Annotated in this window: 22 protein-coding genes and 2 tRNA genes; 14 read left to right on the forward strand and 10 right to left on the reverse strand. The window is 25.9% G+C overall.

Translation table 11 applies throughout. The annotated features are described in order from the left end of the window. Nucleotides 1-10: 10 nt before the first annotated feature. The 7 genes from dnaJ (at nt 11) to ilvA (ending at nt 8,717) form a co-directional block, all read left to right on the forward strand. Nucleotides 11-1,129 (forward strand): molecular chaperone DnaJ, encoded by a 1,119-nt coding sequence (gene dnaJ / locus H0H40_RS00400; protein WP_185869112.1) that lies wholly within the window; start codon nt 11-13, stop codon nt 1,127-1,129. Nucleotides 1,130-1,158: 29 nt separating this feature from the next. Then, nucleotides 1,159-2,355 carry a tRNA 2-thiouridine(34) synthase MnmA gene (gene mnmA / locus H0H40_RS00405; RefSeq protein ID WP_185869113.1) on the forward strand — a complete coding sequence of 399 codons (1,197 nt, stop codon included), beginning with the start codon at nt 1,159-1,161 and terminating at the stop codon, nt 2,353-2,355. A 269-nt stretch (nt 2,356-2,624) separates the two neighbouring features. After that, nucleotides 2,625-4,310 carry a dihydroxy-acid dehydratase gene (ilvD, locus tag H0H40_RS00410; protein ID WP_185869114.1) on the forward strand — a complete coding sequence of 562 codons (1,686 nt, stop codon included), beginning with the start codon at nt 2,625-2,627 and terminating at the stop codon, nt 4,308-4,310. Nucleotides 4,311-4,315: 5 nt separating this feature from the next. Further along, on the forward strand, nt 4,316-6,019 hold the full coding sequence (ilvB, locus tag H0H40_RS00415; protein ID WP_185869115.1) for a biosynthetic-type acetolactate synthase large subunit: 1,704 nt from the start codon (nt 4,316-4,318) through the stop codon (nt 6,017-6,019). Between the two features lie 46 nt (nt 6,020-6,065). Then, nucleotides 6,066-6,380 (forward strand): acetolactate synthase, encoded by a 315-nt coding sequence (locus tag H0H40_RS00420; protein ID WP_185869116.1) that lies wholly within the window; start codon nt 6,066-6,068, stop codon nt 6,378-6,380. Between the two features lie 15 nt (nt 6,381-6,395). Then, complete coding sequence (gene ilvC, locus H0H40_RS00425) at nt 6,396-7,442, forward strand: ketol-acid reductoisomerase (protein ID WP_185869117.1); 1,047 nt, start codon at nt 6,396-6,398, stop codon at nt 7,440-7,442. 9 nt (nt 7,443-7,451) lie between these two features. Continuing rightward, nucleotides 7,452-8,717, forward strand: coding sequence for a threonine ammonia-lyase (ilvA, locus tag H0H40_RS00430; protein WP_185869118.1), 1,266 nt, complete (start codon nt 7,452-7,454; stop codon nt 8,715-8,717). A 63-nt stretch (nt 8,718-8,780) separates the two neighbouring features. Here ilvA and H0H40_RS00435 read toward each other — a convergent pair. Beyond that, nucleotides 8,781-8,865: transfer RNA gene (locus H0H40_RS00435), tRNA-Leu, on the reverse strand. Nucleotides 8,866-9,007: 142 nt separating this feature from the next. On the opposite strand from H0H40_RS00435, the gene dapB reads away from it, so the two are divergent. Together dapB and lepB are read left to right on the forward strand one after the other, a co-directional pair. Next, on the forward strand, nt 9,008-9,712 hold the full coding sequence (gene dapB, locus H0H40_RS00440; RefSeq protein WP_185869119.1) for a 4-hydroxy-tetrahydrodipicolinate reductase: 705 nt from the start codon (nt 9,008-9,010) through the stop codon (nt 9,710-9,712). Nucleotides 9,713-9,724: 12 nt separating this feature from the next. Beyond that, nucleotides 9,725-11,116, forward strand: a complete 1,392-nt coding sequence (gene lepB, locus H0H40_RS00445; RefSeq protein ID WP_185869120.1) for a signal peptidase I — start codon at nt 9,725-9,727, stop codon at nt 11,114-11,116. Here the strand turns inward: lepB and H0H40_RS00450 are convergent. From H0H40_RS00450 to H0H40_RS00475, 6 genes are all read right to left on the reverse strand, one after another. Next, complete coding sequence (locus H0H40_RS00450; RefSeq protein ID WP_185869121.1) at nt 11,113-11,802, reverse strand: rhomboid family intramembrane serine protease; 690 nt, start codon at nt 11,800-11,802, stop codon at nt 11,113-11,115. The genes lepB and H0H40_RS00450 overlap by 4 nt on opposite strands. Continuing rightward, nucleotides 11,799-13,523 (reverse strand): DNA mismatch repair endonuclease MutL, encoded by a 1,725-nt coding sequence (gene mutL / locus H0H40_RS00455; protein ID WP_185869122.1) that lies wholly within the window; start codon nt 13,521-13,523, stop codon nt 11,799-11,801. Before mutL ends, H0H40_RS00450 begins: the two co-directional genes overlap by 4 nt. Beyond that, nucleotides 13,520-14,002, reverse strand: a complete 483-nt coding sequence (gene ribH / locus H0H40_RS00460) for a 6,7-dimethyl-8-ribityllumazine synthase (RefSeq protein ID WP_185869123.1) — start codon at nt 14,000-14,002, stop codon at nt 13,520-13,522. Before ribH ends, mutL begins: the two co-directional genes overlap by 4 nt. A 10-nt stretch (nt 14,003-14,012) precedes the next feature. Next, a complete protein-coding gene (locus H0H40_RS00465) occupies nt 14,013-14,651 on the reverse strand; it encodes a tetratricopeptide repeat protein (protein WP_185869124.1) in 639 nt (212 codons plus the stop codon). Nucleotides 14,652-14,668: 17 nt separating this feature from the next. Continuing rightward, nucleotides 14,669-16,000 carry a gliding motility-associated protein GldE gene (gldE, locus tag H0H40_RS00470; protein ID WP_185869125.1) on the reverse strand — a complete coding sequence of 444 codons (1,332 nt, stop codon included), beginning with the start codon at nt 15,998-16,000 and terminating at the stop codon, nt 14,669-14,671. Between the two features lie 81 nt (nt 16,001-16,081). Further along, entirely contained in the window at nt 16,082-17,137 is a 1,056-nt protein-coding gene (locus tag H0H40_RS00475; protein WP_185869126.1) for an A/G-specific adenine glycosylase, read from the reverse strand. A gap of 82 nt (nt 17,138-17,219) precedes the next feature. On the opposite strand from H0H40_RS00475, the gene H0H40_RS00480 reads away from it, so the two are divergent. From H0H40_RS00480 to H0H40_RS00490, 3 genes are all read left to right on the forward strand, one after another. Next, entirely contained in the window at nt 17,220-17,513 is a 294-nt protein-coding gene (locus tag H0H40_RS00480; protein WP_185869127.1) for an HU family DNA-binding protein, read from the forward strand. 183 nt (nt 17,514-17,696) lie between these two features. After that, nucleotides 17,697-19,220: an Rne/Rng family ribonuclease gene (locus H0H40_RS00485; protein WP_185869128.1), complete on the forward strand. Its 1,524-nt coding sequence runs from the start codon at nt 17,697-17,699 to the stop codon at nt 19,218-19,220. 48 nt (nt 19,221-19,268) lie between these two features. Then, nucleotides 19,269-19,351: transfer RNA gene (locus H0H40_RS00490), tRNA-Leu, on the forward strand. Between the two features lie 40 nt (nt 19,352-19,391). On the opposite strand, the gene H0H40_RS00495 is transcribed toward H0H40_RS00490, so the two are convergent. Further along, nucleotides 19,392-20,315 carry a GYDIA family GHMP kinase gene (locus H0H40_RS00495; protein ID WP_185869129.1) on the reverse strand — a complete coding sequence of 308 codons (924 nt, stop codon included), beginning with the start codon at nt 20,313-20,315 and terminating at the stop codon, nt 19,392-19,394. 8 nt (nt 20,316-20,323) lie between these two features. Beyond that, nucleotides 20,324-21,193, reverse strand: coding sequence for an ACP S-malonyltransferase (fabD, locus tag H0H40_RS00500; RefSeq protein WP_185869130.1), 870 nt, complete (start codon nt 21,191-21,193; stop codon nt 20,324-20,326). 35 nt (nt 21,194-21,228) lie between these two features. Here fabD and H0H40_RS00505 point away from each other — a divergent pair, with 35 nt between their 5' ends. Continuing rightward, nucleotides 21,229-21,999, forward strand: a complete 771-nt coding sequence (locus tag H0H40_RS00505) for a TatD family hydrolase (RefSeq protein WP_185869131.1) — start codon at nt 21,229-21,231, stop codon at nt 21,997-21,999. Between the two features lie 13 nt (nt 22,000-22,012). Here the strand turns inward: H0H40_RS00505 and fumC are convergent, their stop codons facing one another. Continuing rightward, nucleotides 22,013-23,398, reverse strand: coding sequence for a class II fumarate hydratase (gene fumC / locus H0H40_RS00510; RefSeq protein WP_185869132.1), 1,386 nt, complete (start codon nt 23,396-23,398; stop codon nt 22,013-22,015). Between the two features lie 226 nt (nt 23,399-23,624). On the opposite strand from fumC, the gene H0H40_RS00515 reads away from it, so the two are divergent. Continuing rightward, nucleotides 23,625-23,909 carry an FtsB family cell division protein gene (locus H0H40_RS00515; RefSeq protein WP_185869133.1) on the forward strand — a complete coding sequence of 95 codons (285 nt, stop codon included), beginning with the start codon at nt 23,625-23,627 and terminating at the stop codon, nt 23,907-23,909. The last annotated feature ends 18 nt before the right edge of the window (nt 23,910-23,927 follow it).

A 23,927-nucleotide genomic window follows, 5' to 3' on the forward strand; every position in this document is an offset into this window, starting at 1 on the left:
TTTTATCTTCATGGTGAAAAAAGATTATTACGAAGTATTAGAAGTTTCTAGAAATGCTTCTTTAGATGAAATTAAAAAAGCTTATCGAAGATTAGCAATAAAATATCATCCAGATAAGAATTTGGATAATAAAAAAAAGGCAGAAGAAAAATTTAAAGAAGCAGCTGAAGCTTATGAAGTTTTAAGTAATCCAGAAAAAAGACAACGTTATGATAAATTTGGACATTCTGGAGTAAAAGGAAGTGGAGCTGATTCAGGGATGAATATGGAAGATATATTTGCAAATTTTGGAGATATTTTTGCTGATGCTTTTGGAGAAGGTTTCTCTAGTTTTGGATTTGGAAGATCAAATCGGAATAGAACTATTAAAGGAAGTGATTTAAGAATAAGAGTTAGACTTTCATTAGAAGAAATAGCTAATGGAATAGAAAAAAAAGTTAAAGTAAAAAGATTAAAAGTAGCCAAAGGCATAAAATTTAAAATTTGTTCTTCTTGTAATGGAAGTGGTCAAACTGTACGCATAACAAATACAATTTTAGGAAGAATGCAAACTACTTCTCAATGCCATATATGTTCAGGTACTGGAAAAAATGTTGAAAATATTCCTTATGGAGCCAATAAACATGGATTAATTAAAGAAGAAGAATTAGTGAATATCAAAATTCCTGCAGGGCTTACAGAAGGCATTCAACTTAAAGTATCTGAAAAAGGGAATGAAGCTCCATTCGGAGGAATTTCTGGAGATCTTATTATAGTAATTGAAGAAATACCTCATCCTCAGTTAAAAAGAGAAGGAAATAACCTTCATTATGATTTATACATTTCTTTTCCAGATGCAATACTAGGATCTTCAAAAGAAGTTCCTACTGTTAACGGAAAAGCAAGAATTAAAATAGATCCTGGGACACAATCAGGTAAAACTCTTAGGTTAAAAAATAAAGGGTTACCTAATCTTGAAAGGTATGGATATGGAAGTCTTTTGATTCATGTAAATGTTTGGACTCCAAAAAAAATTAATGAAGAACAAAGAAAATTTTTTGAAAAAATGAGAAAAAATGAAAATTTTCTTCCTCATCCAGACAATTCAGAAAAATCATTTTTTGATCGTGTAAGAGAAATGTTTTCTTAAAAAAAGATTGATAAGTAACATTAATTTTTATGCAAAAGAAAATAGTAGTAGTTGGACTTTCAGGAGGAGTAGATTCAAGTGTTTCTGCATTAATTCTGAAAAAAAAAGGGTATCAAGTTATTGGTTTATTTATGCTTAATTGGGAGGAAAAAGATTATTCATCTAATAAATGTAATACATGGGAAGAAGATAAAACTGATGCAATGTTAGTAGCTCAACAATTGCATATACCTTTTCAAGTAGTTGAAATGAAGAAAGAATACAAAAAATATGTTATCAATTATATGTTTAATGAATATAAATTAGGAAATACTCCTAATCCAGATATATTATGTAACAAAAAAATTAAGTTCAATTTTTTCTTAAAAAAAGCTATTGATATAGGAGCGGATTTTATTGCTACTGGTCATTATGTTAACAAAAAAACAATCATAAAAAACAGAAAAATAATTTATCGTCTTTTAATAGGAAAAGATCTTAACAAAGATCAGTCATATTTTTTGTGTCAACTTACGCAAAGTCAATTAAAAAAATCATTGTTTCCATTAGGTTTACTTACAAAAAATCAAGTGAGAAAAATAGCAGAAAAAAATGGTTTACGTAATGCTCATAAAAAAGAATCCCAAGGTCTTTGTTTTGTAGGTAAAATTAAATTACCTCAATTTCTACAAAAAAAAATTTTTCCAAAAAAAGGAGAAATAATTTGTATAAATTCCAATTCCTTAATATATCAAAAAAATAAACCCTTTTCTTCTAAATCTAAGGAAGAAAAATTGTTTTTTTTATCTAGAAAAAAAAAATATAAAAAATCAGATGGTAAAATAATTGGACATCATGAAGGAGCTTTTTATTTCACTAAAGGACAACGTAAAGGAATATCTTTAGGAGGTTATCAAAAACCTCTTTTTGTTATTGAAACAGACGTAAAAAAAAATATTGTTTATACTGGAATAGGAAAAGAACATCCAGGATTATATAGAAAATATTTATTTATTCAGGAAGAAAATATTCATTGGATAAGGGAAGATCTTCGTCTTATAGAAGGAAAAGAAATGGATGTTTTTTGTAGAATTCGTTATAGACAACCATTGCAAAAATCAAAATTATACAAAATAAAAAAAGGAATGTTTATTGAATTTGAAAAAATGCAATGTGCTATAACAGAGGGTCAGTTTGCTGTTTGGTATATTGAAAATGAATTGTTAGGATCAGGAGTAATTCATTAAATTTTTTGTTATAAAAAAAATAATAATAAAACTATTTTTTCCTTATTACTAATAAACAATATATTTATAAATTAATCAAAAAATAATGATATTATAAAAATAAATACATATAAAACTGTTTTTATATAATTTATTTTTTCATATTTTTGCATATTATATAATTCATAATTCGAATAGTTTTTTAGATTTTATAGAAATCTATTCAAATTGAGTGTTATTTCTTTTATCCCTACTAAACGGTAGGGCTTTTTGATTTTATAAAACATCTCATGAAAAAAATAATTAACAATTTTAGTAAAAACATAACGAAAGATACTAATTTACCAGCTGCACACGCTATGTTATATGCTACAGGAATGAAAGAATCTGATTTTTGTAAGGCTCAAATAGGAATAGTCAGCAATTGGTACGAAGGGAATCCTTGTAACATGCATTTAGATAAATTATCTAAAAAAATAAAATTATCGGTTGTAACTAAAGATTTAGTAGGATTTCAATTTACTACTATTGGAATCAGCGATGGTATCACTATGGGGACTTCAGGGATGAGATACTCTTTACCTTCTAGAGAATTGATAGCGGATAGTATAGAAACAGTTGTTGATGCGCATCATTATGATGGAATCATTGCTATTCCTGGATGTGATAAAAATATTCCAGGAGTTATGATTGCTTTACTTAGATTGAATCGTCCTTCTATTATAGTATATGGAGGAAGTATTTCTTCAGGTTATTATAATGGTAAAAAATTAGATATTGTTTCTTCTTTTGAAGCCTTAGGAAAAAGAAATACTTGCAAAATTACCGATCAAGAGTACAAAAATATTGTTAAAAATTCTTGTCCAGGACCTGGAGCTTGTGGGGGGATGTATACTGCAAATACTATGGCTTCTGCTTTAGAAGCTATGGGAATGATGCTACCTTATTCTTCTTCATCTCCATCTACAAGTACAAATAAACAAATGGAATGTGAAAAAGTTTCTATTTATATCAAAAAATTATTAGAAATGGGAATAAAACCGAAAGACATAGTTACAAAATCTTCCATAGAAAATGGAGTAAAATTGGCTATGTCCTTGGGAGGTTCCACTAATTTAATTTTACATTTCTTAGCTATTTCTAAGTCTGCAAATATTGATTTTTCTTTAAAAGATTTTCAAAAAATTAGCAATCAAGTTCCTTTAATTGGAAATTTAAAACCGAGTGGATTTTTCTTAATGGAAGATATTCATGAACGTATAGGAGGAATGCCAGTTATTATAAAGTATCTATTAAATGAAGGAATATTATCTGGAGATTGCCTAACTGTTACTGGAAAAACGTTATCTGATAATATGAAAAATATTCCTAACATAACATTTAATCAAAAAATTATTCATCCTTTAGACCGACCTATAAAGAAAAATGGACATATCAGAATTTTATACGGAAATCTTTCTCCAGGAGGATCCATAGCTAAAATTTCTGGAAAAGAAGGAACAATTTTTCATGGGAAAGCTAATGTTTTTAACTCAGAAGAAGATGCTAATAAAGCTATTTTAAATAATAAAATATTGCCTGGAGTTGTAATTGTTATAAGATATGTAGGACCGATAGGAGGTCCTGGAATGCCAGAAATGTTAAAACCGACTTCCTATATTATGGGTTCCGGACTAGGAAAAAAAGTAGCTCTTATCACAGATGGAAGATTTTCAGGAGGATCACACGGATTTGTTGTGGGACATATTACTCCGGAAGCACAATCTGGAGGATTAATAGCTCTCGTAAAAAATGAAGATTATATTAAAATAGATACAGAAAATAATACCATTACTCTTGAAGTAGAAAATGAAGAAATACAAAGAAGAAAAGAATTATGGAAACCTCCCTCATTGAAAGTAAAAAAAGGATACTTATACAAATATATTAAAATGGTCTCTCCAGCTTCTGAAGGGTGTATTACAGATCAATTTTAATTGATATGAAAAAAAATGAAAAAAAACTATTACCAGGTTCAGAAATAGTAATAAAAGCACTATTACGTGAAAAAGTAGAATATATATTTGGGTATCCAGGTGGAGCTATTATGCCTATTTATGATTCTTTACATGATTATCTGAATTTTGTTTCGCATATTTTAATGCGTCACGAACAAGGTTCTATTCATGCAGCACAAGGATATGCTAGAACGACTGGAAAAATAGGTGTATGTTTTACAACTTCTGGCCCAGGAGCTACAAATTTGATTACCGGATTAGCAGACGCTTTGATAGATAGTACTCCTATTGTTTGTATTACTGGACAAGTATCTTCTCATTTATTAGGAACTGACGCATTTCAAGAAACAAACATTATAGATATATCTATTCCTGTAACTAAATGGAATACACAAGTATTAAAAGCTAAAGACATTTGTGAATCAATCCAAAAAGGTTTTTTTATAGCTAAAAAAGGAAGACCAGGGCCTGTTTTGATTGATATTACTAAAGATGCTCAATTTCAAAAATCTGAATTTTATTATTCACGTTGTGAATATGTAAAAAATTTTCATCCATATCCCTGTATAGAAGAAAAAAGAATAATAGAGGCTGCCAGTTTAATAAATACAGCTAAAAAACCTTTGATTCTTGTAGGTCAAGGAGTCATTTTAGCTGAAGCAGAAGAAGAATTTAAAATATTTGTTGAAAAAACAGGAATACCAGTAGCTAGTACTCTATTAGGATTAGGTGCTTTGGAGACAAATCATTATTTATATGTAGGAATGTTAGGAATGCATGGAAATTATGCTCCAAATATTTTAACTAATCAATGTGACATTCTTATTGCAATAGGAATGCGTTTTGATGATCGTGTTACAGGAGATGTAAAAAAATATGCAAGACAATCTAAAATAATTCATTTAGATATTGATTCTTCAGAAGTTAATAAAAATATATTATGTCATGTTCCAATATTGGGTGATTGCAAATATTCTTTAATAAAATTAATGAATTATGTCAATAAATCGGATCATAAAGAATGGAAAAAAGAGTTTTCTTTTCTTCAAGAAAAAGAAAAAAATATAGTCATACAAAGTGATTTAAATCCAAAAAAAGAAGGGATGACTATGGGTGAAGTTATTAAATGGATTAATAAATATAAACAAAAAAATGCTATTCTTGTGACGGATGTAGGACAACATCAAATGATAGCTTCAAGATATTTTAATTTCACTTGTAAAAAAAGTCAGGTAACTTCTGGTGGATTGGGAACAATGGGTTTTGCTTTGCCAGCTTCAATTGGAGCTAAATTAGGAGCAAAAAATAGACAAGTTATTTGTATTGTTGGAGATGGAGGAATTCAAATGACAATACAAGAGATGGGGACCATTTTACAAAATGATATTCCTATAAAAATAATATTATTGAATAATAATTTCTTAGGAATGGTACGTCAATGGCAACAACTTTTTTTTGATAAACGTTATTCTTGTACAGAATTGATTAATCCAGATTTTATAAAATTAGCTAGTGCTTATAATATAAAAGCAAAAAAAGTAAGTAAAAGAGAAGAATTAAAAGAATCTGTTGAAAAAGCATTGAATCATGAAAAAGCTTTTTTACTGGAAGTTTTAATAGAAAAAGAAGACAATGTTTTTCCTATGATACCTGCAGGTGCATCTGTAGATGAAATTCGTTTAACATAACCGTAGCAGAATTAAATTAATTGAAAATATTATATACTTATACACTATGAAGGATAAATTCAAAATAGTAATTTTAGGAGAAAAAGAAACAAGGTTATTAAGTAGAATCCTCATTCTATTGAATAGAAGAAATTTAAGAATTAATCATATAAATGTTTCTTTTAATGAAAAAAAAATTATTGAAAACGCTTATTGTCAATATATTATAAATTTAGAATGTCAAGAAAAACAATTAATAAAAGTTAAAAAATTAGTTGAGAAATTAATTGGAATTGTTCACGTTTATTATTCTAAAATAGAAGCGAAAAATTCCGAAAAAAATTCATGGAAAAAAATAGACTTACCGTTAGCAACATCTTAAATTAAATAAAAAATCATGAAAATTAAATTTGGATCTGTAGAAGAAACTATTGTAACAAGAGAAGAATTTCCATTATCAAATGCTAAAAAAATACTAAAAAAAGAAACTATTTCTGTACTAGGATATGGAGTTCAAGGCCCTGGTCAATCCATGAATCTGAGAGATAATGGATTCCCAGTTATTGTAGGACAAAGAAAAAATTCAAATTCTTGGGAAAAAGCATTGCAAGATGGATGGATAGAAGGAAAAAATCTTTTTTCTTTAGAAGAAGCTTCTGAAAGAGGAACTATCCTCATGTATCTTTTATCAGATGCAGGTCAGATTTCTTTTTGGCCTACTCTTTCTAAATATCTTACTAAAGGAAAATCTTTATATTTTTCACATGGATTTGGATTAACTTTTTGTGACAAAACAAAAATATACCCTTCTAAACATATAGATATTTTCTTAGTCGCTCCTAAAGGATCAGGAACTAGTTTAAGAAGACTATTTTTAGAAGGAAAAGGAATCAATTCAAGTTATGCTATTTATCAAGATTATAGTGGAAAAAGTTTAGAAAAGACTTTGTCAATTGGAATAGGAATTGGATCTGGTTTTTTATTTAAAACAAGTTTTAAAAATGAAGTATACTCAGATTTGGTTGGAGAAAGAGGAACTTTAATGGGAGCTATACAAGGAATATTTTCTGCACAATATCAAATATTAAGAGAAAAAGGGCATTCTCCTTCAGAATCTTTTAACGAAACAGTAGAAGAATTAACTCAAAGTTTAATGCCATTAGTATCGGAAAAAGGAATGGATTGGATGTATGAAAATTGTTCTACAACAGCGCAAAGAGGAGCTTTAGATTGGTGGGAAAAATTTAGAGATGCTACATTACCAATATTTAAAGAATTATACAATGAAGTTTCTTCTGGGAATGAAGCTGAAAGAATTATAGAGTCTAATAGTAAAATAGATTATAGAATACAATTGGAAAATGAGTTAAAAAATCTTAGAAAAAGTGAATTATGGGATGTAGGATCTATTATTCGTAATCTTAGACCTGAGAAAAAAAAATAAACTAAAAGGTTGAAAAATAAATTAAAAGGTTATTTTCCTTCTTCTAAAGAAGTTAGAAAAGCTAAAAATGTATTAAAAAATATCGTTTATCAAACTCCATTACAGAGGAATTCTCTTTTATCGGAAAAATATAAAGCTAATGTCTTTTTGAAAAGAGAAGATTTGCAAATTATACGTTCATATAAAATTAGAGGAGCTTATAATAAAATAAAAAGTTTATCTGAAATGGAGTTAAAGAAAGGAATTATATGCGCTAGTGCAGGAAATCATGCACAAGGAGTAGCTTATTCTTGTCAAATATTAAAAATTTCAGGGAAAATTTACATGCCTACTACAACTCCGAAACAAAAGGTAGAAAGAGTAAAAATGTTTGGAAAAGAATATACAGAAATTGTTCTAATTGGAGATACTTTTGATGCAGTTAGTTATGAAGCAATGAAAGATTGCAAAAAAAATTCAAAAATTTTTATTCATCCTTTTGATGATATTAAAATTATTGAAGGACAAGCTACTGTTGGATTGGAAATTTTGCAACAATCCATTTCAAACGTAGATTACGTTTTTATTCCTATTGGTGGAGGAGGATTAGCTTCTGGGGTAGGAAGTCACTTTAAAGAAGTAAGTCCAAAAACAAAAATTATAGGGGTAGAACCTGAAGGAGCTCCATCTATGAGCTTTTCTTTAAAAAAAGGAAGAATTGTGGAATTAGAAAAAATAGATAGATTTATTGATGGAGCTTCAGTAAAAAAAGTAGGAAAATTAAATTTTAACATATGCAATCAAATATTATATGATATAAAAACAGTTCCAGAAGGAAAAGTTTGTACAACTATTTTAGATTTATATAACTTAGAAGCTATTGTAGCAGAGCCTGCTGGGGCTCTTTCAATAGCAGCTTTAGATTTTTATTCTGAAATAATAAAAGGAAAAACTATTGTTTGTATTTTAAGTGGAGGAAATAACGATATTACTAGAACAGAAGAAATACGAGAAAGGTCTCTTTTATATGAAGAAAAAAAACATTACTTTATTGTTAAATTTCCACAAAGAACTGGTGCTTTAAAAGAATTTGTTAATAATATTTTAGGACCAAAAGACGATATTACTTATTTTGAATATTCTAAAAAAACTTCTAAAGAAGAAGGACCTGCTGTGATAGGAATAGAGTTAGCAGACAAAAATGAATTTTCCGCATTGTTAGGAAGAATGAAAAAGTATAAAGTACATTTTCAATATTTAAATAAGAATCCAGATTTATTTCGTGTTCTGATATGATATGAAAAGTTTTTTGTCAAATTTTCAAAAAAATTAGCATTAATCAAATTAATACCCACTTAATACCCACGACTGGATTTGAACCAGCACATCCTTACAGGATACCACCCCCTCAAGGTGGCGTGTCTACCATTTTCACCACGTGGGTTAAAAAATAAATAACTCAATTCATTTTCCACTTTATGGACAACACATATTTGATGTTATTTGAATATATGAATATAAGAAATTATTAGAGTTTTATAAAAAAAATATGATCTATATTTGAAAAAATTTTCAAAAAAAGTTCTATGAATATAGCAATAATAGGATACGGAAAAATGGGGAAATCCATAGAAAAAATAGCACGGATTAGAAATCACAAAATTTCATTATGTTACGATGATACTCCTTCCTCATTTTTATTAAAAGATTCAGATGTAGCAATTGAATTTAGTCAACCTGATACAGCTTTTAAAAACATAAAAATTTGCATAGAGAATAACATTCCTACAGTATGTGGAACTACAGGTTGGTTAGAAAAATTTGAAATTATTAAGAAAATATGTCAAGAAAAAAATGGATCTTTTTTATATTCTTCAAATTTTAGTATTGGAATGAATATTTTTTTTGAAATTAATGAAAAATTATCCAAACTTTTATTCCCGTATTCTGAAAATTATGAGGTAAAAATTGAAGAAATTCATCACAAAGAAAAAATAGATAAACCTAGTGGAACTTCTATATCATTAGCAAAAGGGATCATTCAGAATAATGTGAAAAAAAAATGGATTTTAGATGAAAGAAAAACAAAAGATCAAATTTTAATTATTTCAAAAAGATTTGAAAATGTCGCAGGAACCCATATTGTTGAATATGAATCCCAAATAGAAAACATAAAAATACAACATAAAGCTCATAATAGAGAAGGATTTGCTATGGGTGCTGTAATTGCTGCAGAGTGGATTAAAAATAGAAAAGGAATTTTTTCTATGAAAGATGTTTTAGATATATAATAAAAACCATTTATGTATCAATATTTCATTTCTAGTGGTATTTTTTTATTTATCGAATATATTATTCATATTTTTGGAACATGGAAACTTTGCCAAAAATCTGGAATAAGATTATGGAAAATTTTTATTCCTATATACAATTTATTTGTTCTTTTAAAAACTTATAATAGATCTATATGGTTTATTTTTTTCTTGCTAAACCCATTAACAAGTATTATATTACTTTTCATTTTGTGGACAGATTTGATTCGTTCTTTTGGAAGAGGAACAAAAAAAGATATTATTCTTCTTTTTTTTTCCGCGGGTATATATATTTATTATATAAATTTTTTTGTAAAAACTAAATTTTTAGGAATTGAAAAAGAAAAAGAGGATAATACAGGAATATTACTGTCTATTATTTTTTCTTTCATCATACATACTTATGTAGTTCAACCTTTTGTTCTTCCTACATCTTCTATGGAAAAAACTTTATTAGTTGGAGATTTTATACTAGTGAGTAAGATTCATTATGGACTGAGGATGCCTATGTCTCCTATTTCTATTCCTTTTACACATAATAAAATTATTGGAAACATAAAATCTTATATATCTATTTTACAATGGCCTTATTTTCGATTAACTCCCATACAGGATATACAGAGAAATGATATAGTTGTTTTCAATTTTCCTAAAGACTTTAATCATAAAATTATAGATAGAAAAGATCATTATATTAAACGTTGTATAGGATTGCCAGGAGACTCAATTTCCATTAAAAATGGAGTTTTATTTGTTAATCAAAAAAAAGAAAATTTTATTTCAGAAAAGCAAGAATCCTATTTTATTAAGACTGAAAACATACCTCTAAATATAGAATATCTTAAAAATAAGATGGATATTGAAGATATTGAATTGGTTGAAGAAAAAAATGACGAATATTTTTATAAAATTATGTTAACCAAAGAAAAAGTATTTCAAATAAATAATTTTTTCGACAATATAATTTTTATAAAGAAAAATATCTTTCCAAATTCTTTTCAAGAAAATTCTATATTTCCAAACCATTATGGTTGGAATAGAGATTTTTTTGGTCCGTTACATATTCCTAAAAAAGGAGAATTAATTAAATTGAATTTAAAAAATATTCATATTTATAATGAAATTATAAATTATGAAAAAGGAAAAAAAATTAATAAACCTTCCGAAGAATATTACAAAATAAAAAATAATTATTATTTTATGATGGGAGATAATAGACATAATTCATATGACTCTCGTTATTGGGGTTTTGTCCCAGAAGACCATATAGTAGGAAAACCTATATTTATATGGATGAGTATAGATTGGGATAGGAATAATCCTTTGAATTTATTCAACTGGAAATTACGTTGGAATCGTATTATGAAAACAATAAAATTTTAAAAATTTCTAAAAAGAAAACTTACTATAAAGTAACCAGACAAAATTCCTCCAATATGGGCAAAATGAGCAACTCCAGGTGCTAAATTAAAAATAGATGAAACTAGACTCCCAACAATAAAAATTATAAGAGCTTTTCTAACAGCAATTGGAAAAGGAAAAGGAAGAATAAAAATTTTATGTTCTGGGAAAAATTTTGCGAAAGCTCCTACTATTCCACTTACTGCTCCAGAAGATCCCATCATAGGAGAATACATAGAACTATAAAGATTTATTTTTTGTACCTCGTTTAAATAGTCTAAGCTTCTTCTTGCTTGTGAAAAATCTAAAGTTCGAACAAAATAATACATTACACTAGTATTAAAAATTATTTGAAAAAATGCTGCCAAAATTCCTGATAAAAAATATATTATTAAGAATTTTTTTACTCCTAATAAAGTTTCTATTTGTCCTCCAAACATAAATAAAGCTAACATATTAAAAATTATATGTAAAAAAAGACGTTTGGAGTGGACAAACATATGAGTTAAAATTTGATATAATTCAAATCTATCATCTAAAGGATGATATAAAGAAAGTATACCTTCTATTTTATATTGTGAGAAAACAAAAGTAGCTGTATACACAAGTATATTAATGCTTATTAAATGTTTTACAGCATCTGAATTGAAATTTGTATAAAAATTCACTTTTCAAAAAAATTTTTCTTAAAAACAAAAAATATAGGGGACCCTGAATCCGTATAATTTGGATTATGACACGAAAACAAATCTCTAATCAAACATTCCATTTTATCAGGATATAACTTAGTACCATATTTTATAGATGCTGATTTCGATATTGATTGAATAAGTATTTTTTTATTGTTTTTTTCTCCTTTTATAAAATTATATTTTAAAATATTATGAATAATATCAATCAATGCATTTTGATGTATCTTTTCAGGAAGAGAATATAAATAAACTGATTCATTACAGAAATATAAATGAAATCCAAAATTTATCAATTCATTTTTTATATTTTTTAAAGAAATAAATTCCTTTTCTATAAGTTTCACTCTTATAGGAAAAAGGAACTGTTGACTTACTAAATTTTTCTCTTTTAAAAAAAATTCAAATAATATATTTTTATGTGCTCTATGTTGATCGACTAATATTAAATATTCATTATTTAACGTAAAAATTATGTATTTTTTATTAACTTGGAAAGTTTCTATTGTTTTTTTATTGTAAACATAATGAGATATTTGATTTATTAAACCAATATTTCCATTTAAAAGAAAATTTTTCAATCCAAAATAATTTTCTAATTGAATTATTTTTTCTTTATAAGAAAATTTTTCAAGGTACAAATTTTTTAAAAAAAATTCTTTCGAATTACAAGAAAAAGAAACATTATAATTATTCAATTCTTTGTTTTTCACTTCATATTGATGAAACAAAATTTTTTTAATTTTCTTTTGAATCATAGAACCATAAATATCTTCTCCTTCTAACTGAACTTCTTTTTTTGCAGGATGAATATTCCAGTTTATTAAACAAGAATCTATTTTAATAAAAATAAAATAAGAAACCGTTTTTAAATTTTTTAAAAAACCATTATAAGCGTGAATAATATTTTTGTGTAAAAGTAAATGAGTTACACAACGTTGATTAACAAATATAAATTGATCTCCTTTTTTTATATAAGCATCTGGTACACTAACAAGTCCTTTTACAATAATTTTATTTTTATTTAGAAAAATAGGAGTAAGTATTTTATTTTTGTTTTTAAAAATTACTTTAATTCTTTCTTCTAAAGAAGATCCTTGAAAGAAGAATATGATTTTATCATTATGATAAAAACGATATAAAATATTTCTATGTGCTAGAACTATTTTATAAAATTCATGAATAATATGTTGAAACTCTATTCGTGAAGATTTTAAAAATTGCCTCCTAGCAGGAATTTTATAAAAAATATTTTTTACAGAAACTCTAGTTCCTTTAAGCATATTGATAGGAATTTCCTCTTTTATTTTTCCTTCTTCTACAAACAGGTGTATCCCTACCGTATCTTCTTTATTTTTCGTTTGTATTTCTAATTGAGAAATTAGAGCAATAGAAGCTAATGCTTCTCCTCTAAACCCTTTTGTAGTAATATGAAAAATATCATTAGCTTTTTTAATTTTCGAGGTAGCATATCTTTGAATGCTCATTTTTGCATCGTTTCTACTCATTCCATCTCCGTCATCTATTAATTGAATTAACGTTTTTCCCGAATCTTTTACAAAGATATCGATAATTTTTGCGTTTGCATCTATTGCATTTTCTAAAAGTTCTCTTAAAACGGAAGAAGGTCGTTGTATAACTTCTCCTGCTGCTATTTGACTTATTACGTTTACAGGTAAAAATTGGATAACATCTTTCATGTTATAGATTTTCTAAACAAAGACATGTATATAGCTGTCTTAGCACATTCTATTCCCTTGTTCCCATTTTTTCCACCTGATCGGTCAAAAGATTGTTGTTTATTTTTATCAGTAAGAATGCAAAATATAACAGGGACATCATGTTTTATGTTTATATCTTTGATACCTTGCGAAACAGATTGACATATATTTTCAAAATGAAAAGTTTCTCCTTTTATTATAGATCCAATTGTAATAATTGAATCAAAATTATAACAATTTGCTATTTTATTAGCAGAATAAATTAATTCATAACTTCCAGGAACTTCCCAAGTTTGAATATTTTGTTTATAAACTCCTAATTGAATTAAGGTTTCATAAGCTCCTTGGTATAATCTTTTAGTAATTTCTTCATTCCATAGAGAAACAATGATTGAAATTTTTAAATTTTCATCTTTTATTTTTTTTCTATCCAATGAATAAATAGGACATGTTTTCATACAATACAATTTATAACTTATTCTCAATAAACATAAGATATTTTTTCACGTTTTTTCTATATAAAAAAAAAGGATATTTTCTTTCTATTTTTTGAAAAAAAAATTTAGAATTTTTATATTCTTTCATAGAAAAACTTAATAATGCAGCTTTGTAATAATAAATGGGAGTGGTTATTTCATTTTCTCTTATGTTTGCTGCAATAACATAGTTTTTTAAGGCTTCTCTTTTATTTTTCATTTGTGCGAAAGCATCTCCTATTATTCCATATTTTACAGAAGATAAAATTTCATCTTTTGCAGAAAATTTTTTCATAAATTCAATAGAATTTTTGTAAGACCCTAATTTATAATAACAAATTCCTGCATAAAATTTGGAAATATTTCCTGCTTTTGTAAAAGGATATTTAGAAGAAATTCCAGAAAAACCTAAATAATTAATTTTATTTTTTTTTCTATTTAAAGCTTTATCTATATTACCCTGATAAAGGTATTGTTGAGCATAATTTAGTTCTTTCATTGCTTTTTTTTCTGAAGGGTATAAAAAAAATTTTTTGAAAAAAAAATATGCACCAATTCCTATTATTACTAAAAATATGATAGAAAAAAAAATAGTATTCTTTTTTATTAAATGTTCTCTTTTTTTATGCATAATTTTATAAATTTAACTTACATATAAGTATTTTTTTTCCTTATTACTTCTACAGTTTTTATTCTTTTGTTGTCGATACTTCTTATAATAAAAGAATAATTTAAAAAATTTATCTTCTGTTTCTTTTTTGGAAATTCTTTATTTACTTCCATGATAAAACCTCCTAAAGTATCAGCATCTCCTTTTTTTTTCTCAAAAAAAACTTCTTCTTTAATTTCCATAATACGATAAAAATTGATCAAAGAAGTCTTTCCATCAAATAAATAGTTATTTTGATTTAACTTGGAAAAAGACATGTCTTCTTCATCAAATTCATCAATAATATCTCCTACTATTTCTTCAATTACATCTTCAAGAGTAACTAGGCCACAAGTACCTCCATACTCATCCACTACAATAGCCAAATGAATCTTTCTTTTTTTAAAATCATTTAGAAGATCATCTATCTTTTTTTTTTCTGGAACAAAAAAAGGACTATGAATTAATCGAGTCCATTTAAAATTCACATCGTAAATAAATGGAAGAAGATCTTTAGCAAAAAGAACCCCTTCTATATCATCAATACTATCTTTATAAACAGGTATACGAGAGTATCCTTGATAACGAACCAATTTTAAAACATCATAAAAAATAGTTTTCTTATTTAAAGAGAACATGTCTATTCTCGGAGTCATAATTTGATGTGTTTCTGTATTTCCAAAATCAACAATTCTTTGCAAAAATTTACATTCTTTAAAATTTTTTTGATTTGAAGATGTTATTTTTAATGCTTTTGAAAGTTGATCAACAGATATGATGTTCTTTTTTTTTATCACTTTTTTTTCTATAAATTTTGAAATAAAAATTATTATTTTGCTAATAGGATTTAGAATTTTACTAAGAAAAATCAATGGTTTAGACATAAGAATAGCAAACTGAAAATTATTTTTACTAGCATATATTTTTGGAATGATTTCTCCGAATAAAAGCAAAATAAAAGTAAGAAGTCCAACTTCTAAAAGAAAATTAATAGGTATATAAAATTTATAAAAAATCAAATACTCATTTTCTAAAAACTCTGTTATTAAATAAGAACTTAATATAACAATTCCAATATTAGAAAAATTGTTTGATATTAATATTGTCGCTAAAAGTTTTTTTCTATCTCTAAGTATTTTAAGAACAAGATTTCCTTTATGAGAATTTTTTTTTCTCTCTCTGTCAATAGTTTTTTTTTCAAGACAAAAAAAAGCAGTTTCTGATCCAGATATTAGCGCAGAAAATAATAGGAGTATTATTATTGATATAAAATAATAAACTAAATGTAAAGTATTTTCTAAAAAAATATTCGTCGAAGATTCTTTTTCCAATAGATTAAATTTTAATGATAATTTTTAAAAAAGAAAATTGCAAATTTTGCATAATTCATGATTTAAGATTAAAGTTCATCACTAAATTATTTTCTCATGTTTTAAAAATAAAAGAATAGGACTAGGAAAAGGATACTTTTTTATTTTATTGTATGGTACAAATAAAAAATTGTCACAATTTATCTTTTCTTTTAAATATAGTGTAGATCTGCAATTCAAAAATTGAATGAATAAAATTTGATGAGAAATTTTATGTTTTATTTTAAAAATAGACACTATAAAATTAGAAAAAACTATTCTAAATATTTTAGAAATTCTATCGTTAACTTCAACGGAAGTAAGATTTTCTTCTGATTCAATTAAAGGAAACTCATAAAGTCCTTTCCATATATCTTGAGCATATCTTTTATTGATACAAATATTTTTGTCACGATCATGCATGAAAATATAATAAAAAAATCTATGTTTCATAACGTATTTTTTTATTTTTTTCATTGGCAATGTATGTACAACATTATTTTTAATGGAAAAGCAAGAATTCATAATTGGACATAATAAACACTTTGCATTTTTTATAGTGCAAAAAATAGAACCTATATCCATAATTGCTTGATTAAAAATCCCCGGATATTTACTATCCATCATTTTTAAAATTACAATTCTCAACATATTTTTTGTTGCAGTAGATGTTATATCATCGTATATTCCTAAATACCTAGAAAATACTCTGTAAGCGTTTACATCAATAGCAGGAATAACTTCATTAAAACAGATGGATGCAATAGCAGCTCCTGTGTATGGACCTATACCTTTATATTTTATCAATTCTTTATATTTTTTTGGAAAAAAATTATTTTTTTTCAGTTCTTTAGCTAAAGAATGTAAATTTCTTGCTCTGGAATAATAACCTAATCCTTCCCATTCTTTTAACACATCTTTTTCATCTGCTTTAGACAATTTTTCTAAATCTGGAAATTTTTTTATAAAATTTGAGTAATATTTTATAGTCCTTGAAACTTTTGTTTGTTGCAACATAAATTCTGAAACTAATATGTAATATGGATTTTTAGATTTTCTCCAAGGAAGTTTTCTATGATTTTTTTTATACCAATTTATTATTTTTTTAGAAAAATCCATATGTGTTTAATTTTAGAGCAATTTTATAAAAAATTGGTATATTTAAGAAACCGAATTTTGTTATTCGATATAATGATTTAACATGACAAAAGCAGATATAATAACAGAAATCATATCAGAAACTGGATCTGAAAGAATTGATACACAAAAGGTGATAGAAACATTTATGAAAAAAATAAAACAAAGTCTAACATCAGGAGAAAATGTGTATTTGAGAGGATTTGGATCATTTATTATTAAATATAGAGCAAGAAAACTTGGGAGACATATATCTAAGGATGAGTCTATTGTAATTCCTGAACATAATATCCCAGCATTTAAACCTGCAAAATCTTTTACTGAATTAGTAAAGAAAAATGTTCCTATAAAAAAATGATATGTGATTATAGTAATGAATATAAATCAATAAAAATTATGCCTAACGGAAAAAAAAGAAAAAGACGTAAGATTGCTACCCATAAAAGAAAAAAAAGAAGTAGAAGAAATAGGCATAAGAAAAAATAAAGAAAATTTATCTATCTATTGTAACTTCTAAAACTTTTTCCTTGTTTTTGTGTATATGAATAAAGAGTTAATTATAAATGCAGAAGAACAAGAAGTAAAAATTGCTCTTTTAGAAGAAGGCAAATTGCTAGAGCTTCATAGAGATGTTTTTAATGAACAATTTTCTGTAGGAGATATTTATTTAGGAATAGTAAAAAAAATTTTATATGGGTTAAATGCAGCTATTATTGATATAGGACATTCCAAAGGTGCTTTTTTACATTATAACGATCTTGGATTTCAAATAGATAAAATGTTAGATATAATTTATACGCATAAAAAATTTTTATCTAATAAATTGGAAAAAAAAGAAGATAAAAATTCTATAAATAAGATATTACGTCCTGGACAAAAAATTTTAGTTCAAATTTCGAAAGAACCTATATCCAATAAGGGACCAAAATTAACTGCAAAAATTTGTATATCAGGAAGACATTTAATTCTGATTCCTTTTTCAGAAAAAATTTATATTTCTAAAAAAATAAAAAATACAAATTTATTAGAAAGAATGAGACTTCTTTCTTACATAAAGAAGATAAAACCTAATGAATTTGGTATAATCATTCGTACAGCTTCTTATAAGAAAAAAGAAAATGTATTGAATGAGGAAATGGTTTTTTTAATCGAAAAATGGCAAAAAATATTAGGGAGCATAATGAAACCCCCTCCAGTTAGAGTCCTTAGAGAAAGGAGCAAAACTTCTTGTTTATTAAGAGATACATTTAACGATGATTTTAAATCTATTTATTGTAATAATAATTTTATTTATCAAGAAATTCATTCGTATTTATCTTTCATTGCTCCTGAAAAAATTAATATAATTAAATATTATAAAGATAATATACCAATATTTGAAAAATACGGAATAGAGAAACAAATAAAAATTTTTTTAGGAAAAAATGTTCCCCTTGAAAATGGTGCTTATCTTATAATAGAACATACTGAAGCTTTGCATGTTATTGATGTTAATAGTGGAATGAATAATAACATGAAAAAAAACTGTACAGAATCGGAAAGAATGAATAATATATTTCAAATTAATTTATTAGCAGCAACAGAAATAGCAAGACAACTTAGATTAAGAGATATGGGAGGTATAATTGTGGTAGATTTTATAGATATGTATGAACCTATTCAGAGAAAAAAATTATATGAACATTTAAAAGAAAAGATGAAAAATGACAGAGCTAAACACAAAATTTTACCTCCAAACAAATTTGGGTTAGTTCAATTTACTCGTCATAGAGTAAGACCTGAATTAAATATAAATAATCAAGAAAAAGATTATCCTATTGATTATATTCATCGTTTAGAATTGATTATAGAATCTACTATAAGAAATAAAAACCATAAAGGTATACAATTACATATACACTCTTTTATTTCAGCTTATTTAAAAAAAGGATTTCCTTCTATTCAACAAAAATGGTTTTTTAAATATAAAAAATGGATTAAAATAATTCCAAAAGATTCATTTGGATACAATGATTATCAATTAATCAATAAAAAAAATGAAATTATATATTCTTCTATAACTTAAGATACTTTATTTTTCTATTTTTTGAGTATACGAGTATATAGTAGTAAAGTGGGTGTGGTGGAATTGGTAGACACGTCAGACTTAGGATCTGATGCCTATTAGGCGTAAGGGTTCGAGTCCCTTCTCCCGCACTATTTACTTTTAGATTATTAATCTACCTATAAATATTATTTATAATAAAATCATTTCTTCAAATGAAAGAAGTGTACGAAAACCTTTTTTATAAAAATAATTTTTCATTCCTTTTCTAGAACTTATTAAAACAAAATCACCACCCCAAGCTCCTAAACTTTTAACCAATCCTAAATAATCTGGAAAATATGTTTCTTTAATAGTAGGAATATTTAAAATTTTTGATATGATCATTTCGTGTTTTACTAACAATTTTTCAAATTCTTCTAGTGTTTTACAAAAAGGAATTTTTTTTGTAATAAAAGATATAGATTCAATACTCTTACTGGATATATTTTTTTTAGAAAGAAAAAATTTTATACCATTACAAGTATTTTGCTTTTTATTGAGATGGAGAAAAAAAAGTTGATCCTTAAATGAAGGATTAAAATTTATAGGAACAATATCAGGTTTTTTTTTATTAAATTTATAAATTATTGGTTTTGAATTGGAAACACAAGCTATATCATACCCACTTCCTGGAAAATCATTTCCCAATAACATATATGGATCTATTCTAGCCCATCTTGCTATATTGTAAATTAAAGTGGAGCTACTTCCCAATCCCCAATTTATAGGAAATTCTAATTTTGTTTTTACATATAATCCTAATGAATTAGGAAGAAATTTTTTTTGTATTTTTTTAGATTTTAATAATAGATCTCTTAATTTTAGAGCTATTTTTTTTTCTGTTTCATAACAAATATCTAAAGAAGGGAGTTTAAAAACTGCTTCAAACCAAGGTTTATTGATCTCATCGTAACATTTCCAATGCAATACAGAAGATAAATTATTTTTTAATATAGTTAATGATTGTCCTTTTATTGTAGGTAAAGCTAATCCACATGCCCCACGTAAAATAAAATATTCTCCTGTTAACAAGATCTTCCCATGACTATAAAAAAAATTTTTATGTTGATGCATGATCACATTTATATTTTTCTTGTAAAATTCCTAGAAATTTTTTTCACTAAACTTTGTAAAATATTTCCTGGTCCTATATCTGTAAATGAAATAGCTCCATTAGAAATCATATTTTCTATAGATTGTTTCCATTTTACAGGAGATGTCAATTGTTCTATAAGGTTTTTTTTTATATCTTCTGATTTTATCACTGACTGAGCAGTTACATTTTGATAAATAGGACATTTTGAATCTTTAAAAGAAATTTTATCTATAAATTCCTGGAATTTTTTTTTAGCTGGTTCCATGATAGGAGAATGGAAAGCTCCATGAACAGGAAGAATAAGTATTTTTTTAGCTCCTATTTTTTTTAAAGAATAACAAACTCTTTTCAGAGCATTATGTTCTCCTGAAATAACTAACTGTTCGGGAGCATTGTAATTAGATGGAACAATAATTCCACCATCATTTTTGCAAATTTCTTCTATAATTTTATCTTCCAATCCTAACACTACAGCCATATTCCCCTTTATTGATTCACAAATTTCTTGCATAATTGAAGCTCTTTTGTTAACTAACATTAACCCTTTTTCAAAGGGAAAAACATCGATTGCAGACAAAGCAGAAAATTCTCCAAGAGAATGTCCTGCTACCATATCCGGTTCGAAATCATGTGATATTTTTGCTTTTATAACTGAATATATATAAATTGCAAGTTGTGTGTATTTTGTTTTTTTTAAAGTATCCATAGTTCCTTCAAACATTATAGATGTTATACTAAATTCTAAAACATCATTAGCTAATTGAAATAATTTTCTTGCTACATGAGAATTTTTATATAAGTTTTTTCCCATTCCTATAAATTGAGATCCTTGACCAGGAAACATATAAGCTTTCATAAAAATAAAATTTTTTTAAATTTAAAATTAATTATATGAAAATTACTGATACACATGCTCATCTATACATGAAAGAATTTAATGAAGATATTGATTTTGTAATTAAAAAATCCTTAACTAAAGGAATAAACAGATTTCTTATTCCTTCTGTAGAAACTTCCGACATTCCTTATATATTAGAATTAGAAAAAAAGTATCCTAACATATGTTATCCTATGATAGGACTACATCCTAACAAGGTTTCTTCCAAGAATTTAGAAAAAGAATTAAATATTATTGAAAAATGGTTATGTAAACATTCTTTTATTTCTATAGGAGAAATTGGAATGGATTTTTATTTAGATAATCAATTTTTTTCAGAACAAGAACACGCTTTTCAAACTCAAATAAAATTTGCAAATAAAAAACAACTTCCTATTGTTATACACTGTAGAAAAGCTTTCAATTACATTTTGAACATTTTATTAAAAGAAAAAAATTCTTCTCTTAAAGGAGTATTTCATTGTTTTTCTGGAACTTTAGAACAGGCAAAAAAAATTATTGATTTAGGAATTAAAATAGGGATTGGAGGATTAATTACTTTCAAAAATAATAATATTAGTAATTTCTTGCATAGAATAAGTTTAGATCATTTAGTTCTAGAAACAGATTCTCCCTATTTATCACCACATCCTTTTAGAGGAAAAAGAAATGAACCTAAAAATATAAGAATAATTTTAAAAAAACTTTCTCAAATTTATTCTTTTTCAGAAGAAAAAATTGCCGATATCATTCATATTAATGTAGAAAAATTATTCTTTTCATAATGTTGGTTTTTCTTCATACCATTCTTGATGGATTAACTAATTCTTCGAACTGAATTTCAGTTAAATATCCTAATCGAATTGCTTCTTCTTTTAAAGAGCTGTTATTTTCATAAGCACATTTTGCTATTTTTGCTGATTTTTCGTATCCTATACTAGTACTTAATGCTGTTACAAGCATTAAAGATTTATCTAAGAATTCTTGAATTCTTTGATAATTAGGTTTTATTCCTTTTATGCAAAAGGAAGAGAAAGATGTGCAAGCATCTGCAAGTAGTTGGGAAGATTGTAAAAAATTATATACTATTAATGGTTTAGCTACATTTAATTCATAGTTTCCTGAAGATCCTGCCATAGAAATGGATACATCGTTTCCTAGAACTTGTGTACAAACCATAATAATAGCTTCACATTGAGTAGGATTTATTTTTCCAGGCATGATAGAAGATCCTGGTTCATTTTCAGGAATAAAAATTTCTCCAATTCCTGAACGTGGACCAGAAGATAAAAAACGAATATCATTTGATATTTTTATTAAAGAAACGGATATTTGTTTAAGAGCACCGTGAGCTTCAATCATAGCACTATGAGATGATAATTCCTCGAATTTATTTTTTGCGACTTTAAAAGGATATCCTGTATATTTGCATATGTATTTAGTGACTTTTGTATCATACCCATTAGGAGCGTTTAATCCAGTTCCAACGGCAGTTCCTCCTATGGCTAATTCAGAAAGATGATCTAAACTTTTTTCAATAGAGTATAACCCATGATCTATTTGAGAAACATAACCGGAAAACTCTTGTCCTAAAGTAATGGGAGTTGCATCCATTAAATGGGTTCTTCCTATTTTAATCACATCTTGAAATGACTTGGATTTTTCTTCTAAATTTTCTCTTAATATCTTAATAGAAGGAATAGTTTCTTCTACTAATTTTTTATAAGAAGCAATATGCATTGCTGTAGGAAAGGTATCATTAGATGATTGAGACATATTAACATCATCATTGGGGTGAATGAAAGATTTTTTTTCACCAAGTACACATCCCATTAAAACATGACTTCTATTGGAAATTACTTCATTCACATTCATGTTTGTATGAGTTCCGGAACCTGTTTGCCATATGACTAAAGGAAATTGGTCGTTTAATTTCCCTTCTATAATTTCATCACAAACAAAAGAAATAAGATCTCTTTTTTTTTTAGATAAAAGACCAAATTCAAAGTTTGCATGAGCAGAAGCTTTTTTTAATAAACCAAATGAATGAATAATTTCTATAGGCATAGAAGATTCTGAACCAATTTTAAAATTTTTTCTTGATCTTTCCGTTTGTGCTCCCCAATATTTATCTACAGGAACTTTCACTACACCTAAAATATCTTTTTCTGTTCTATAAATCATTGTATTATTTTTTACGAAATTATAGAAAAAATTATAACTTCCATTTATTTTATGATGATAATTAAATTTATAGGATTTTTACTTTTTTTAATAATAACCATATCTGGTTTTTGGTGTATTTTTTTTCTATCTTTTTTTAGTATGTATTGGATTATTTTCAGTTTATTTATGAATTATTTTTTGAGTTTTATAATCAATTTAAAACGTGAAAAAAAAAGTATAAAACATGAAAAAAAAGTATAAATTTTTAAAAAAAAAATACTTTTGGATTAGTTTTTTTTTCCTTATATGGATGTGTTTTTTTGATTCTAATTCTTTTATTCTACATTATAAGTTTGAGAAAAATATTAAAGAAATGATATTAGATAGGGATTATTTGAAGAAAAAAATTTTATTAGAAGAAAATCAATTAAAAAAATTGACTATGGATCCTAAATATTTAGAAAAATTAGCAAGAGAAAGATTTTATATGAAAAAAGAAGATGAAGATTTATTTGTAGTATCATCTTAAAATGATTATAACGTATAC

Source organism: Blattabacterium cuenoti, assembly GCF_014252295.1.
Taxonomy (GTDB): domain Bacteria; phylum Bacteroidota; class Bacteroidia; order Flavobacteriales; family Blattabacteriaceae; genus Blattabacterium; species Blattabacterium cuenoti_V.

What these genes read in the sequence shown, in the direction of transcription:
- dnaJ (WP_185869112.1), top strand. Translation starts at nt 11, where the DNA reads ATGGTGAAAAAAGATTATTACGAAGTATTAGAAGTTTCTAGAAATGCT.
- mnmA (WP_185869113.1), top strand. Translation starts at nt 1,159, where the DNA reads ATGCAAAAGAAAATAGTAGTAGTTGGACTTTCAGGAGGAGTAGATTCA.
- ilvD (WP_185869114.1), top strand. Translation starts at nt 2,625, where the DNA reads ATGAAAAAAATAATTAACAATTTTAGTAAAAACATAACGAAAGATACT.
- ilvB (WP_185869115.1), top strand. Translation starts at nt 4,316, where the DNA reads ATGAAAAAAAATGAAAAAAAACTATTACCAGGTTCAGAAATAGTAATA.
- H0H40_RS00420 (WP_185869116.1), top strand. Translation starts at nt 6,066, where the DNA reads ATGAAGGATAAATTCAAAATAGTAATTTTAGGAGAAAAAGAAACAAGG.
- ilvC (WP_185869117.1), top strand. Translation starts at nt 6,396, where the DNA reads ATGAAAATTAAATTTGGATCTGTAGAAGAAACTATTGTAACAAGAGAA.
- dapB (WP_185869119.1), top strand. Translation starts at nt 9,008, where the DNA reads ATGAATATAGCAATAATAGGATACGGAAAAATGGGGAAATCCATAGAA.
- lepB (WP_185869120.1), top strand. Translation starts at nt 9,725, where the DNA reads ATGTATCAATATTTCATTTCTAGTGGTATTTTTTTATTTATCGAATAT.
- mutL (WP_185869122.1), bottom strand. Translation starts at nt 13,523, where the DNA reads ATGAAAGATGTTATCCAATTTTTACCTGTAAACGTAATAAGTCAAATA.
- ribH (WP_185869123.1), bottom strand. Translation starts at nt 14,002, where the DNA reads ATGAAAACATGTCCTATTTATTCATTGGATAGAAAAAAAATAAAAGAT.
- H0H40_RS00465 (WP_185869124.1), bottom strand. Translation starts at nt 14,651, where the DNA reads ATGCATAAAAAAAGAGAACATTTAATAAAAAAGAATACTATTTTTTTT.
- H0H40_RS00475 (WP_185869126.1), bottom strand. Translation starts at nt 17,137, where the DNA reads ATGGATTTTTCTAAAAAAATAATAAATTGGTATAAAAAAAATCATAGA.
- H0H40_RS00480 (WP_185869127.1), top strand. Translation starts at nt 17,220, where the DNA reads ATGACAAAAGCAGATATAATAACAGAAATCATATCAGAAACTGGATCT.
- H0H40_RS00485 (WP_185869128.1), top strand. Translation starts at nt 17,697, where the DNA reads ATGAATAAAGAGTTAATTATAAATGCAGAAGAACAAGAAGTAAAAATT.
- H0H40_RS00495 (WP_185869129.1), bottom strand. Translation starts at nt 20,315, where the DNA reads ATGCATCAACATAAAAATTTTTTTTATAGTCATGGGAAGATCTTGTTA.
- fabD (WP_185869130.1), bottom strand. Translation starts at nt 21,193, where the DNA reads ATGAAAGCTTATATGTTTCCTGGTCAAGGATCTCAATTTATAGGAATG.
- H0H40_RS00505 (WP_185869131.1), top strand. Translation starts at nt 21,229, where the DNA reads ATGAAAATTACTGATACACATGCTCATCTATACATGAAAGAATTTAAT.
- fumC (WP_185869132.1), bottom strand. Translation starts at nt 23,398, where the DNA reads ATGATTTATAGAACAGAAAAAGATATTTTAGGTGTAGTGAAAGTTCCT.
- H0H40_RS00515 (WP_185869133.1), top strand. Translation starts at nt 23,625, where the DNA reads ATGAAAAAAAAGTATAAATTTTTAAAAAAAAAATACTTTTGGATTAGT.